Origin of the sequence: Pullulanibacillus pueri (assembly GCF_014639255.1) — a bacterium.
In the GTDB taxonomy this organism is placed as follows: Bacteria; Bacillota; Bacilli; order Bacillales; family Sporolactobacillaceae; genus Pullulanibacillus; species Pullulanibacillus pueri.
Genome location: NZ_BMFV01000010.1, coordinates 55,860 through 69,728, shown reverse-complemented (window position 1 = coordinate 69,728; position 13,869 = coordinate 55,860). Strand labels below are relative to the sequence as shown.

Annotated in this window: 12 protein-coding genes; 5 read left to right on the top strand and 7 right to left on the bottom strand. The window is 38.8% G+C overall.

The genetic code is table 11. The features are described from left to right. The first annotated feature begins 55 nt into the window (after positions 1 to 55). A complete protein-coding gene (locus IEV91_RS08325) occupies positions 56 to 1,267 on the top strand; it encodes an MFS transporter (RefSeq protein WP_188496965.1) in 1,212 nt (403 codons plus the stop codon). Positions 1,268 to 1,687: 420 nt separating this feature from the next. Further along, entirely contained in the window at positions 1,688 to 2,920 is a 1,233-nt protein-coding gene (locus IEV91_RS08320) for a DUF4153 domain-containing protein (protein ID WP_373284413.1), read from the top strand. 478 nt (positions 2,921 to 3,398) lie between these two features. On the opposite strand, the gene IEV91_RS08315 is transcribed toward IEV91_RS08320, so the two are convergent. Then, a complete protein-coding gene (locus IEV91_RS08315; RefSeq protein ID WP_188496963.1) occupies positions 3,399 to 4,445 on the bottom strand; it encodes a 5-methylcytosine restriction system specificity protein McrC in 1,047 nt (348 codons plus the stop codon). Beyond that, a complete protein-coding gene (locus tag IEV91_RS21655; RefSeq protein WP_204871296.1) occupies positions 4,432 to 6,537 on the bottom strand; it encodes a DUF8426 domain-containing protein in 2,106 nt (701 codons plus the stop codon). The genes IEV91_RS08315 and IEV91_RS21655 overlap by 14 nt, the downstream gene beginning before the upstream one ends. A 424-nt stretch (positions 6,538 to 6,961) precedes the next feature. Between IEV91_RS21655 and IEV91_RS08305 the strand changes: the two genes are divergently transcribed. The 3 genes from IEV91_RS08305 to IEV91_RS08295 all read left to right on the top strand — a co-directional run bounded on the left by IEV91_RS08305 (position 6,962) and on the right by IEV91_RS08295 (position 9,283). Beyond that, positions 6,962 to 7,705: a dihydropteridine reductase gene (locus IEV91_RS08305; RefSeq protein ID WP_188496962.1), complete on the top strand. Its 744-nt coding sequence runs from the start codon at positions 6,962 to 6,964 to the stop codon at positions 7,703 to 7,705. A 294-nt stretch (positions 7,706 to 7,999) separates the two neighbouring features. Next, positions 8,000 to 8,566, top strand: coding sequence for a bifunctional transcriptional activator/DNA repair enzyme AdaA (locus IEV91_RS08300; RefSeq protein WP_188496961.1), 567 nt, complete (start codon positions 8,000 to 8,002; stop codon positions 8,564 to 8,566). A 90-nt stretch (positions 8,567 to 8,656) separates the two neighbouring features. Beyond that, the gene (locus IEV91_RS08295) at positions 8,657 to 9,283 is read left to right on the top strand and encodes a flavin reductase family protein (protein WP_188496960.1); all 627 of its coding nucleotides are present in this window, start codon (positions 8,657 to 8,659) and stop codon (positions 9,281 to 9,283) included. Positions 9,284 to 9,429: 146 nt separating this feature from the next. On the opposite strand, the gene IEV91_RS08290 is transcribed toward IEV91_RS08295, so the two are convergent. From IEV91_RS08290 to IEV91_RS08270, 5 genes are all read right to left on the bottom strand, one after another. Next, entirely contained in the window at positions 9,430 to 10,668 is a 1,239-nt protein-coding gene (locus IEV91_RS08290; RefSeq protein ID WP_188496959.1) for an RNA polymerase sigma factor, read from the bottom strand. Beyond that, positions 10,658 to 11,023 carry a YciI family protein gene (locus tag IEV91_RS08285; protein WP_188496958.1) on the bottom strand — a complete coding sequence of 122 codons (366 nt, stop codon included), beginning with the start codon at positions 11,021 to 11,023 and terminating at the stop codon, positions 10,658 to 10,660. Before IEV91_RS08285 ends, IEV91_RS08290 begins: the two co-directional genes overlap by 11 nt. A 108-nt stretch (positions 11,024 to 11,131) precedes the next feature. Next, positions 11,132 to 11,611, bottom strand: a complete 480-nt coding sequence (rlmH, locus tag IEV91_RS08280; protein WP_188496957.1) for a 23S rRNA (pseudouridine(1915)-N(3))-methyltransferase RlmH — start codon at positions 11,609 to 11,611, stop codon at positions 11,132 to 11,134. Positions 11,612 to 11,678: 67 nt separating this feature from the next. Further along, positions 11,679 to 11,852 carry a CxxH/CxxC protein gene (locus tag IEV91_RS08275; protein ID WP_188496956.1) on the bottom strand — a complete coding sequence of 58 codons (174 nt, stop codon included), beginning with the start codon at positions 11,850 to 11,852 and terminating at the stop codon, positions 11,679 to 11,681. 144 nt (positions 11,853 to 11,996) lie between these two features. Then, a complete protein-coding gene (locus IEV91_RS08270) occupies positions 11,997 to 13,238 on the bottom strand; it encodes a S1C family serine protease (RefSeq protein WP_188496955.1) in 1,242 nt (413 codons plus the stop codon). Positions 13,239 to 13,869: the final 631 nt, after the last annotated feature.

The following is a 13,869-nucleotide window of genomic DNA, read 5'->3' as shown; positions in this document are numbered from 1 at the left end:
TAATCAGGATTTTTTATTTTTAATTTTTATTAGAAAGGACGACGTGACGCAGACTATGAATTTCAGAGTTTTTATACTAGCTTTATCAACAGTTGCCGTTGGACTGGTCGAATTAATCATCGGTGGTATCCTTCCAACCATTGCGAAGGATATACACATTTCATTAAGCTCTGCTGGACAACTCATCACGGTTTTCGCCATTATTTATGCTATTTCTGGTCCTTTATTACTCGTTATGACGGGCAAAATGGAACGGAAAAAGCTCTATCTCATGTCCTTGTTTATTTTTTTCGTGAGTAATATCATGACATTTTTCAGTCAAAATTTTACCTTTATGATGATCGCGAGGATTTTGAGCGCAATGAGTACAGCACTCATCGTTGTTCTGTCCTTAAACATAGCCGCAAAAATTGTGACACCGGCACATCGAGCTAAAGCCGTGGGCCTCATTTACATGGGGATTAGTTCGTCACTCGTCTTGGGTGTCCCACTAGGCATTTTGGTTTCCAATAAATTTGGCTGGCGCGTTATCTTCATTGGTATCGCTTTGTTATCAATAGGTTCCTTTATACTGATTTCAATCTTTTTAGAGCGAGTCCCTGGGGAAAATGCGATCCCACTTTCTCAACAACTAAAAGCAGTGACTCACTTAAAAATAGGCAGTGCCCATCTTGCCACCCTATTTTTACTGGCAGGACACTATACGCTATATGCGTACTTCACCCCATTTTTAGAGACACAGCTTCATTTGAATGCCAATTGGATCAGTATCTGTTATTTATTATTTGGAATTGCCGCGGTAAGTGGTGGCGCATTCGGAGGCATTCTTTCCGATTCAATCGGGGCACAGAAAAGTATTATTGTTGTCATCAGCTTATTTGCTTTAGTGCTATTCTTGTTACCATTAACTACTTTTTCACTTATTTTATTCCTTCCCGTTATGATGATTTGGGCCGGTCTAAGTTGGAGTCTATCTCCACCACAACAAAGCTACCTCATTCAAACGGACCCTGCGACATCTGATATTCAGCAAAGCTTTAACAATTCAGCGCTACAAATAGGCATCTCTCTTGGTTCAGCATGTGGCGGCATTGTGTTAAGTCAAACTGGAACGGTTTCCAAAACACCTTTGTTTGGCGGTGCCATTGTCATCCTCTCCTTATTATGTGCACTCTTTTCTTTAACGCGAAAGGCAAAAACAGGAGAAAAAGCAACGATGGCTTCAGCGTACAACAATCAAATACATGATCGGGTTACATCTAAATAGCCCATCAATAATTGCACCATTCTGAGTTATGAAGAATGGTGCTATTTTTTATCTCTTTCCAGGTCTATCCTCCGATTTCACTTTAACAACAAAAACATCATAAAAATGAATAAAAATTTATTGTTATTCAATAAATAAACTGTTAAAATCATAGAGATAATACATAAGTGGGGTGCTTTTCATGAAACCAAAAACATTAGTCGTAAAGTCGCCTTTCTTTATGAAAAATGGAGAGACAAAAAGCGATGCGATTTTTAGAGGCGATCTGTAATGCTTTAGAAATCAATCTGGAAATATTTCGAATACGGAAGTGAAAAAGAGAGTCAAAGATACTAAAGTTTGGTTAATAAACATCGTAGAGGAAAATAGGCATTCATATGACAATGACGAGGAGAGATCAAAACCTTGGAAACTCACAATATGATTATTGAAAATATCGCAGATCCCAAAGCGCTTGAAAGATTGTTTAGGGAAGATCCAAAGGCTTTTAAAATGGCCTTTTCACAGGCTTTCGAACAAAACCCTGATTCACAGGTGCTTGCCGTTTGGTATGAAAGATTGCATTTCAAGGCGGCAGCAAATACAGAAAAAGATGTCTTACCTCAAAAGGGGTTCTTATTCATGGGCCTTTTAGCCATTCTGGCCGGGATAAGCACCAGGATTATTTTCCATTTTGTCGAAATTCAAGCCATTGCGCCGCTCAACCTTGCTTTTGGGGTACTTCCCTTTATAGCTGCCTTTTTTGTATATAAAAACACCCCGAAAAGAAATGTCCTTTTCTTCCTTATAGCCTTGTTCTTAATTTCTGGGGTTTATCTCAATATGCTACCATTAAATTATAAGGACAGTATTATCCTTGCTTATTTACACCTTCCTATATTCTTATGGGGATTGGTAGGTCTTGCATTTACAGGAAATGAATATGGCAAAGGCAGCATAAGATTAGCCTATCTTAAATTTAATTTGAATTTTTTCATACTCTACGCCAGTATGGCCATTAGCGGAATGCTGTTAGCCGCGATTACCATGCAGTTATTTAGCTTTGTCGGATTAGATATAGGAGAATTCTACTTTAAAAATATCGTTTTATTTGGTGCTGCTGCTCTCGCTATCGTGACTTCATATTTAGTATCAGGGAATCTTAAAATTGCTAAACATTTTACCCCATATATAGCTAAGATTTTTAGTCCACTCGTCCTAGCTACATTGTTAGTCTATCTTATAACGGTTATTTGGCTCGGAAAAAATCCATTCTTAGACCGCAACTTCCTAATAGCCTTCAATGGAATACTCCTTGGTGTATTGGTCGTCACCATATTTTCCATTACTGAAAGCGGCATAGATGAGAAAAAGACCATTTCTGATTATATCAATTTTGCCTTAATTGTTCTTGCGCTCATCATTGACAGCGTCGCTTTGTCAGCCATAGTGTTCAGACTGTCTTCTTACGGGATGACGCCCAACAGGTTTGCTGTTTTAGGCGTAAACATCCTTATCTGGGCCAATCTTATTTGGATTATGCTTTCCTACATACGCTTTCTACAAAACAAAACCGGACCTTCTACTATCCAAAATGCCGTTACTAAGTATTTGCCAGTCTACGGCCTTTGGGCCGCTTTCGTTACCTTTACTTTCCCTATCATTTTTAATTAGAAAAGCCCTGTTATGTCATGGGCTTTGTTCTCTTAAAAAGCAATCTACACAAGCCAAGAATATGCAAATTGTTATATATCACTTGATATTCTTGGCTTTTTATTTTTTCTAAAACCTATTACTTATGGTTCACAGTGACGGATCTAAATACATTTTTACAAGGTCAAAAATCCCTCGAGCCATGGTCCGAGGGAACATTAAAATACACTTCATATTTAAACCTATTGTCACAAAGCTATTTCAACTCTATTGATGTCACACACTTCATGAGTATTGTAACCAGTTCGCGAAAGCTATAGCTTAAATTGGTGTAGCAACTTTTACCGATAGGAAATGCAATGTTAGTTTACAGTAAGCATTAACAAATAGCATTGCATTTCAATACTTTTTATTTATTTATCTCACATTTACTTATTATGTTAAAGTAGAATACCCAACTAGAGCTGAAAGGCATATTATATATAGATCCTCTTATAAATTATTTGAAGAACTGAAGAGCGTATGCAAACAAATCTTTTTTAATACCATTAAAGTCTTGATTCAAATCGAGAGATAATACGAAAATTTGATTTCCTTTAATATTGTACGTATGGTTAGGCTGGTTTAATACTGTCGTTCTAGCATATAGTAACATGCCACCTACTATTTCATTAGATTTTTTGTTCCAATTATTAAGGTAAGTAAAAATTTGATAGAGATTACTTGATTTTTGTTTTAATGCCCCTCCCTCGAATCTTGAGACCATATTCTCTGAATAGAACTTAGTATCCACAATCAGTGTTTTATTACCTTTTTGAAGTACAAGATCAGTTTGCATAATTGGTAAAGCTTCGGTAAATTCATCATCAACTTTCCACTGAATTTGAGGGCGTGATACACAATAATTCGTTTCACGTTTAAAAAATGAAAAGATAAACTTTTCGTATAAAGCTGCAAGCCTTTGTTCATCCTGTACTTGTTTCATAAATTGAGATGTCGAACTTTCATCAAGTAATAGCTCTTCAAAAAGATATCTGCTTACATCAATGACAAATTGATAGCGAATATTTTGCCGATTATATTGGACATTTTTCCATCGTTGTAGGTTTAACTCTATATCTGACACACCAGAAAAATAAGGGAGGAAGCCATAAAATAATCGACGTTTTTTTTGTTTTATTTTTGCTGAATGAGATAAGAAAACAAGAGTAGCTTTAATAATTTGATTCAACAATATATCTTCAGAGAACTCATCGTATTTCACCACGAGCTTCTTATCTACTAGAGCATTTGTTTTTATTGAAGAATTAATATCAATTTTCCCCTTAATAACGGTTGAAGACTCCTCAACACTTACATACTCCCTAATTAATCCGCCTCGAATTAATACAGGAATTCCAATGGATAAAATTTCTGCATAAAGGTCTTTGGCACTTTCAAACTTTTCTACTCCGATATGTTTATATTCTGAAAGGTTTAAGGTTTGATATGCATATGAAAGCATGTAATAGATATTACGAATTGGAATATTGTTATTTCTCTCCATTGTAACAATCCCTTAATCTTACAGCCCAGTCCCTAGCTTTCTGTTCATCGTCGAACCAATACTCAAATAACTGAGGAATAATTTCATATTCAATAACTTCTTCTACTCGATTTAGAGAATCAACTTTATAGGTATTCCCTACAAAATAACTATGACCAATTTGGAATCCTGAACCAAGCTCCTCAACAATTTGATTATTTAACCTTTTGATTTCATCAATTACACGAATCAAAACGTTTGAATTTTTTAATTTATCAACATATGACTTAAATGTTTCATTTTCAAATGCCGGTTTTATTTCGACAAATGAAAATCTCCTCCTTAGTGCATAATCTAGCAGCGCTAAACTTCTATCGGCTGTATTCATCATACCTATAATATATAAGTTGGGTGGAACAGAAAACTTATCGTTGGAGTATAAAAGATTAATTTGTTCGCCTCGCTTATCTGTTTCAATAAGTATCATTAATTCTCCAAATATTTTACTCATATTTCCTCGATTAATTTCATCAATAATAAAGAAATAATCACGTTCAGGATCACGTGCTGCCTTTCTTGCAAACTTCACAAATGGACCTTGTTTAAGTTCAAAGCCATCACCTTCTGCTTTCGGACGGAAACCTTCGATAAAGTCTTCATAACTATAACTTTGATGAAACTGAACCATATGGATACGAGTCTCATCCTTTTCTTCCATCATTACATAGGCTAATCGTTTAGCAATAAACGTTTTTCCTACTCCAGGTGCACCCTTCATAATAAGATTCTTCTTATTTCCAAGTAAAGAAATTAGTTGAGTCAGCTTCTCTTTTTCGATAAAAACATCCGAAAGGAAATTATCAATAGTAAAAGGGTCATTTTCTTGAACAGTAGGTTTGGATTCAATAAAACGAATATAATAGTCAATCGAACTTCCAGATACCCCTTTATATTTCCGATAGGTTTCATCTGATAGAACAACATCTTTCAATTGCTTCAATTGTTCCGTATCCGTTTCCCCAAATATTGAAGTACTAAAATAGTTCTCAATATCCTTTAATGCGTTCACTTTTTGGGTAACCGTTTTATCATTCAAACTGACTCCAGTATCTGTAACTTGATTGGATAACCAATTTCGAAATTCATTTACTTCTGCAATCTTTGGATCAATGATATCGTCATTTATTACTTGCTCGATTTCCTGAATCAGATTTGGATAATCATTTAAGCATGTCATAGTTTTTTGCGCAAAAGTTTGACGCAGTTCCCAGTTACCAACTTGCAGCCACTCTACTTTTCTTCTATGTTTGTACTCCGGTATTTCACTATCGAAGTAATAATTTCCCGTAACGACTCCACGAGCAATGATTTTCTTAATTCCCTCTTTGACATAAACAACGTCGCCTAACTGAATTTCATTATAAAAATCCCATACAGCTTTTGTATCGTTGATGGGACGCTTTCCGTCAGCTCTATGCTCTGATATTTCTCGTTCAATCGCTTCCTTTGAATCGTAATTATTTAAATCACCTAGATAGTCCCAACCAAGCCCAATCACACTTTCAGAATGAAAATTATCCCATAATCTTGAATGTTCCCCCGGCGAGATAACCCAATAATTGATGCTATTATCAATTTCATCTTGTTGATTCGCAATTTTCTTTTCCTTTTTAGGATAAATTAAAGTAGGATTTTCATTGTAGTAGAGAAATATTAGATAGGATCTTAATAAAACACCCCAGTCGGGTATCCCTCCTAAATTATCAGGCTTACTTCTTTCGCCACGATTAAATTCATCTTTGGCATATTTCTGTCTAAACTGTATTCTCTTAGTTCCAAATTTTTCTGGGTATCGAGGTATTCCTTTGCCCGTCACTAATTTTTCTATATCTTCGTCACTTTGTTCCGTCATCTCTTGATAGACATCTTTAAATTCCGAATACGACTTGTAATTAAAGAAATTTTGCTTATATCCAGTACCAAGCTCAAACTTATTTAATAGATAACCGAGCCGTTCAAGATATGGGGAATACCAAACACCAGTTTTTTCACCTAGATTTTCAGTAACCCAAGCTTTATATTTTTCTTTTTGAGAATTAACAATATCATTCATAGTTTACCTCCAAAAAGTAAATTATTTACTTAAGCAATAATTCAAAAAAACCTCATTTACTTATGATACGGTTCACCGCAAATTTGGATAGGGTAAAATAAATATATGGACTTCAACATATATTTTATAACATAAAAAGATCGTTATTTAATACAATCGCACTTTTAAATCAAAGGCTCACATATCTGTTTAATCATGATAAATTCTATATGAATGGGCCATCTTTATACTACTCCTAAATGGCCGTTCCAGGGAAGACTTTACACCCTCTTGAAGGTAGCCAACTAAATTGTCTATATTATTCTGGAAAGAAAGGGAGTAAACTTAGAGGAATCAAAATATTTATTCAATTTAATTGAGAATAATTATCACTTGTTGTATAATGGATAGTATCGATCCATATCATGGAGTGAGGAGAAGATTCATGCAAATATATTGGGCAAAAGTAAATAAAATCATTGATGAAACGCCTGAGGTTAAAACGTTCCTGATTGACCGCCCGGAAGACTTTACATGGGTAGAAGGTTCGCACACCCACTTCGCACTTGAAGGTTTCAACGCCGGAGATAAACCCAACCGTAATCTGATTCGCCATATGTCCATCTCCACTTTACCGCATGAAAATACAATCGGTATTACTACACGCATTAGAGAACAATGCTCCGAGTTTAAGAGGATTTTAAAAAAACTTGAAGTAGGAAGTAAAGTCGCCCTCTTTAAAACGCATTCGAATGTACCACTTAGAAGAGAAGATAAAAATGTTTATTTGCTATCATCTGGCGTGGGACTTGCAACTTTCAGACCGCTGGTACTTGACTATTTTAACCGCGCTGACAATGTCAATCTAATTCATTCCCTGAATATTGATTCAACAAAGGATTTCTTATTCCCCACTGTTTTCAAATCAGCACCTGATAAGAACTTCACAGCACTGTTCGTTGACAACCGTAAAGACTACTATGAAGAAGTTAAAAATCTTGCTTCCGACAAGGCAGCACTCTTCTATATTGTTGGCAGTGACGAATTTCTAGTTGAGAACATGAAAGTATTGCGCGATCAGAGGATTAAGCCCGAACAGATTATGCTCGACAAGCGTGAAAACCAGAGACATGAGTTACTATCATCCGTTTATGTGGGAGAGGATAGTTTCCTTGTGGATCCTAAATAACGTGGCATTCCTGTAACTACCCCAGTTAACCGAGAAATAAAACCACCTTCGAAATAATATAAACAATAAAATACTATTCGAAGGTGGTTTTGTATGGCCAAAAATGTAGTTATTTTAGTTACTTCTGAACACTGAAAACATAAGCCCCAGTTCTTTTATAAAATGGATTGCATAGTTAATCATTGATAACAACTAAGTTACCACCAATGAAACAATACCGATAACCTCAAAATTATTCACTGTTGGATTGTATATAAGAGGGTTTTCCATTAGAAGATCAAAAGGAGAAATTAGATGTCCATTTTAGATCAAAATATCCCGAGCGAATATTGGAATGCCATTATTACAAATGATGCATCCTATGATGGAATTTTTTTCTACGGGGTTAAGACAACTAACATTTATTGCCGTCCTTCCTGTAAATCGAAAGAACCAAGAATGGAAAATGTTGTCATCTTTCATGACCAAGATGATGCTGTTCACAACCAATTCCGTCCATGTAAAAGATGTAGACCCGACTTATTTATACACCCGAATGAAGAAATCTTAAATGAACTAGTTGAATGGATTGACCATCATTACCATGAGTCCATAACATTAGAAAAACTAACATCCATAAGTAATATAAGTCCATTTCACCTACAGAGAATGTTTACGCTTTCTAAAAAGATGAGCCCGCTTCATTACATTAACAAGATCCGCCTAGAGAAAGCTACATCCTTCTTATTAAATACAGATAAAAGTATCACTGCAATTGGAATGGAAGTCGGATTTTCAAATTCCTCCTACTTTAGTACATTTTTTAAGAAAGAAACAGGATTTACTCCTGTAATGTTTAGAAACAATCATAAGAAAAAATAATAAAAATATAACAGCAAGATTTTGAAAGTAATCTTACTCCCTAAAATAATATACTTACTTTGCATCAAAATAGATGGAGGGAGTAAAGTCATGCATAAAACAATTGAACCTAAAATATTTTATTTCGGAACCCCAGTTGTCCTGATTAGTACTTTAAATGAAAACGGTACTCCTAATTTAGCTCCAATGTCATCGGCATGGTGGTTGAATCAGTCATGTATGCTGGGGATGAGCGAGAATTCCCAGACAGTCACAAATTTAATAAGGGAAAGAGAATGTGTTTTAAACTTACCTTCAGCAGCATTAGTATGTTCTGTCGACAAGTTAGCTTTAACAACAGGTAAGAGACATATATTAGAGGAGAAAAGAAATATGGGTTATGAATATGTGGAGGATAAATTTAATAGAGCGAACCTTACTGCAGGTTTTGCTCAATTGGTGAAAGCACCCGTTGTAAATGAATGTCTGGTTCAGTTAGAAGCTATTGTTAAGAACATTCATTCATTTGATGAACCTAGCGCGATCAAGGCGATAGAAATGAAGATAATAAAAACCCATATTGACGAATCTATTTTGGTAAAGGGAAAGAAAAATTATATTGATCCTGAAAAATGGAAGCCTCTTATCATGAACTTCTGTGACTTTTTCAGTTTAGGAGGTAAAATACACCCTTCCCGGCTGGCAAAACCTTTTATTTCTCAATATGATAATGATTAAAAAGTGAGAACTACATTTATTGAATGGCTTTGTCAGCCAAAAATATTATTTTTTTTAGAGATACTCAAGTCATTCAATACATTAATTAATACCCTTTAGGAACGGCAAGTTAAAAGGCACCCAAATGGGTGCCTCCGAATATCCCTTCATAGATGCTGCATCTCGATCTCGTTTACTTGGCGGCTTAGAAATTGTCGTACCGAGGTATCTATACTTAATCCAATAGCACGACTATAAGCTGAGAGTGCCTCTTCTTTGCGATTCATCCGCTTGTACAAATGACCGGCAAGCGCCCAATAGGACTGATAGTTCACCACTTCTGCAGATGGAATAGCTTCCAACAAGGTAATGCCGCGTTCCGTTCCATAAACCTCTGCGACCGCCGCAGCCTGACCGACTAATGCACCCAGTGTGGGATGCAAACGAACGAGGCCCTCGTATAACTGAGCAATGGCCATCCACTCGATGCGCCCTGTCCTTAAACGTTGTGCATGCACCGACTGAATGGCGGCCATAAGCTGAAAGCGTCCCATTCTACCCGCCTGCGAGGCCGTATGTAGATAACGCTCCGCCTCCATGATTAAACTCAGATCCCATCGCGTGCATTCTTGTTCAGAGAGCGGGATATAGTTTCCCTCTTCGTCACGTCGTGCCTCGCGGCGCGCCTCACAGAACAGCATGAACGCCAACAAGCCGTAAACCTCCGACTCACGGGGAGCGAACGGGAGAAGCAGCTTTCCCAAATAAATGGCCTCCTCCGCCAATCTCCTTCGAGGCGAATCGACAATAGCCGCCTCGTCCCACCCTCTCCCGTAAGCAGCATAGATAGCCTCCAGAACGGAATCGAGACGATCCGGGATCTCTTCCTTATCAGGCATTTCAAAAACGAGGCGCTCGGTGCGGATTTTTGCCTTTATCCGAGTAAGACGCTGGCTCATGGTGGAGGGCTTGATAATGAATGCAGACGCAATTCGAGCCGCATCAATTCCAAGCACCGTCTGCAACATAAGCGGCGTACGCATCACAGGATCAATTGCCTGGTCCGTACAAAGAAACATCATTCTCAGCCGTTCGTCAGGAAAGGCAACGCTTGAAGAAGCCAGACGCTGTGTATTCTCGGACATGGCAAAGAGCGTCAGCAGCGCACTTTCGGAAATACGGTCACGACGGGCACGATCGATAAGCCGTCTACGGGCGACCGTAAGCAGCCATGCTTCAGGCATGTCCGGAACGCCAACCTTCGGCCAGATCTCTAGCGCGGCTAGGAAGGCGTCTCCAATGGCGTCCTCAACAGCCTGGAGATCCCTCCAATTTACAACCAAATAGGAGAGCAGTCGACCATAAGCTTGGCGTGCCGTTTCTTCGATGACTTGATTAGTTTCCATCAATTGATTGCTTTAACGCCGGCATGTTCTGTCTGACCTCAACCGTATCGACAGGCCCTCGGGCGGCCCACTCCAATGCCGTATCTATATCCGGCACATCAATCACGAATATTCCACCAAGTTGCTCTTTCGTCTCGGGGAACGGTCCATCTTGAACTGCCATCTCACCGCCGCGACGCTTCATCGTGGCAGCTGTCTCGGGCGCATAGAGACCCGAACCAAATACCACAATTCCAGCTTGCCGCAGTGCATGAACATAGTGTGTCCAGCCTGCTAAGTATTCTTGTTGCCTAGATGGATCCGTTCTAGCCTCAAAGTCCTCCTGACTCTCGTAAAACATCAAGGTGTAACTCATAAAAAACTCCTCCTTTTAATCGTATTGAAATTGGGTTTCGTAATAATGTCGTATCAGCTTTTCTGATTTCTACATTACAACAAAAATTTTTATTTGAAAAACTTGCCCTTATTTATGATACGGTTCCCCACGATTAATCTTAAATGCTCTATAAACCTGCTCAACCAGTATAAGTCGCATGAGCTGGTGGGGAAAGGTCATCTTAGAGAAGGACAGCTTTAGGTCTGAGCGCTTTAGGACTTCGTCGCTGAGGCCGTTGGAGCCGCCGATGATAAAGGCGATTTTGCTGCGGCCGTAAGTGGCGAGGCGGTCGAGTTCTGAGGCGAGCTGTTCGGATGAGAGGTTTTTTCCCAGTATTGCCAGGGAAATAACGTAAGTGTCCTGGCTGACCTTTGAAAGTAATTTTTTTCCTTCTGCCTCTTTGACGGCTTCTATTTCTGCTGCGCTTAATGTATCGGGAGCGGGTTCATCTGAGATTTCTACAATGCTTACTTTCGCATAGGGCGCTAGGCGTTTGATATATTCCTCGATGCCTTGTTTTAAGTATTTTTCCTTCAATTTTCCTACGGCTAAAATGGTTATATTCACAAGTTATCCCTCATTATAAACAAGTTATCAACAAAAGTTATCCACATATCCACATTTATTATCCACATCATGTATCAGAATTCATGTTTGTCACTAGATATTGAGCCGGCTCCTGGCAGTATTCACAGCGTGTGGATAACTGCTCTTCCTCTGATAAGGCTTCAATGATCGGCGGTTCCTGGGTGTCATCAATGATCGCCTCTAATGCTAACTCAATATCTTCAAGACAGCTATAGATCATAGCTTACCCTCATTTCTGTTTACTTTCTTTGGTTATTATACCATCCTTCAATGGTGATTTCCTGTGCACACTAAAACCCCAGATGGACTTGTCATCTGGGGTTTTGCCTCTATTTCTTTTTCTTGTTTTATCTCTCTGTTTATTTTATGAGAAGACTTTTCCGCCAAGTTTTACATTTAACGTTTTTTCTTTACCATTGCGATAGACCTTCACTTTGACTGTTTGCCCGACATTCAGATTTTTGTACAAATAAGTCGAGAAGTCAGTGGTTGCTGAATCAGCATTTTCATCAATGCTGTGACCGCCGATCGATACGATGACATCTCCTGACTGAATACCGCCTTTATCTGCCGGTCCGCCTTGGACAACATCGGTGACGACAATACCGGTATGCACGTTATTCGGCACTTTCAATTGCTGTATGGACTGTGCAGGCAATTGATTAAGATCGGTCATGCTAACGCCTATATAAGGGCGTTCCACCTTACCATTGGTCTCGAGTTGATTAATAACAGGTTGTGCGACATCAATCGGGATCGCAAAACCAATCCCTTCAACAGAGGATTCGGAGATTTTAAGCGAGTTAATCCCGACAACTTGACCATCAATATTGACGAGGGCACCGCCACTATTTCCTGGGTTGATGGCTGCATCTGTCTGAAGCACCTCCGCATTCCAAGTGACCTGACCTCCACTTTTGAGATCAATAGTTCTTGAAATGGAACGTGTTTGTGCACTGATAATCCCTTCAGTGACAGATCCAGAGAAACCAAGTGGGTTCCCAATCGCAATGACAGGCTCACCACGCTTCAAAGATTTACTGCTGCCAAATTGAGCGACCTTTTTCACCTGTTTGGAGGGAATCTGCAATACAGCCAAATCATACAGCGAATCCGTTCCTAACACCTTAGCATCCACTTTCGTTTCATCGTCGAAGCGCACTTCAACCTTACCGGCGCCCTCCACAACGTGGTTGTTGGTGACAACATAAGCAAAGTTGCCGTCCTTTTTATAGATAATCCCTGAACCGATTCCGGTCTCGGTATACTGATTATCAAAGAAATCAGCACTTTGCAAATTAATCACCGCAACAACCGCCGGAGAAACAGTATCAACAGCCTTTGTCGCGGAAGAAGTAACATTAAGACTTACATTTTTCGTCGATGTAGGACCTCCTGAATTAGAGGAGATATTTGTGTTGGCATTTTGCTCAGAACTACTAGGTAACCAACCTTGATTTTCTAAAAAAGGTGAGATGAGAAAAAAGAACACAATCCCGACAATCGCTCCGAGAAGTCCTGAAATAAACCACCCGCCTCTTCGGCCATTAGGCTTTCGTGTGGGTGGCTCCGAACCAGAAAAGTTATCATCATCATAATAACCCATAACAATCACCTTACCTTTTCACCTGTGTCATTTCTACTTGTCATTATATCGGTATTCCCATTTTCCCGATGGATTATGTGACATTTTTGATATTTACATCTTTTCCAGTTATTATTCCCCTATCCACTATATTCTGAAACATTAGAAGACGTGTTTTTCGCCAAGTTTTAATGGCGAAAGCGTGCCCGGTCCCCATTCAGTTGACATTAAAATGTTTCTTTGCCAAAATGATTCGTCAGTATCAAGTGGATTGGAGCGGAAGATACGAGACTCGGAACACATATATTCCATTCCAAAATGAGCTGAGGCCACTAAGGACGATCGGTTAAAATCGTCACGTCATTAAGGATCCTCGACTAAAGCCGTCACATCCGTGTGACAACGTCGAAGCGAGCACCTCAACCACCCCAAAAAGTAAAGAACACTTTTCGGGGACCCCGATTGCCACCCCAAAAAGTAAAGAACACTTTTCGGGGACCCCGATTGCCACCCCAAAAAGTAAAGAACACTTTTCGGGGACCCCGATGGTGCGTCGAACACCGATCCTACCCACATCAAAAAATCGTAAAAACACGATTTTTCTGCGAGGATTATTCTCTTAGACGCTTTCCTTAGTCCTGTGGGAATGAGG

What these genes read in the sequence shown, in the direction of transcription:
- IEV91_RS08285 (WP_188496958.1), bottom strand. Translation starts at nt 11,023, where the DNA reads ATGAGTTACACCTTGATGTTTTACGAGAGTCAGGAGGACTTTGAGGCT.
- IEV91_RS21655 (WP_204871296.1), bottom strand. Translation starts at nt 6,537, where the DNA reads ATGAATGATATTGTTAATTCTCAAAAAGAAAAATATAAAGCTTGGGTT.
- IEV91_RS08270 (WP_188496955.1), bottom strand. Translation starts at nt 13,238, where the DNA reads ATGGGTTATTATGATGATGATAACTTTTCTGGTTCGGAGCCACCCACA.
- IEV91_RS08325 (WP_188496965.1), top strand. Translation starts at nt 56, where the DNA reads ATGAATTTCAGAGTTTTTATACTAGCTTTATCAACAGTTGCCGTTGGA.
- IEV91_RS08320 (WP_373284413.1), top strand. Translation starts at nt 1,688, where the DNA reads ATGATTATTGAAAATATCGCAGATCCCAAAGCGCTTGAAAGATTGTTT.
- IEV91_RS08305 (WP_188496962.1), top strand. Translation starts at nt 6,962, where the DNA reads ATGCAAATATATTGGGCAAAAGTAAATAAAATCATTGATGAAACGCCT.
- IEV91_RS08275 (WP_188496956.1), bottom strand. Translation starts at nt 11,852, where the DNA reads ATGATCTATAGCTGTCTTGAAGATATTGAGTTAGCATTAGAGGCGATC.
- IEV91_RS08315 (WP_188496963.1), bottom strand. Translation starts at nt 4,445, where the DNA reads ATGGAGAGAAATAACAATATTCCAATTCGTAATATCTATTACATGCTT.
- IEV91_RS08300 (WP_188496961.1), top strand. Translation starts at nt 8,000, where the DNA reads ATGTCCATTTTAGATCAAAATATCCCGAGCGAATATTGGAATGCCATT.
- IEV91_RS08290 (WP_188496959.1), bottom strand. Translation starts at nt 10,668, where the DNA reads ATGGAAACTAATCAAGTCATCGAAGAAACGGCACGCCAAGCTTATGGT.
- IEV91_RS08295 (WP_188496960.1), top strand. Translation starts at nt 8,657, where the DNA reads ATGCATAAAACAATTGAACCTAAAATATTTTATTTCGGAACCCCAGTT.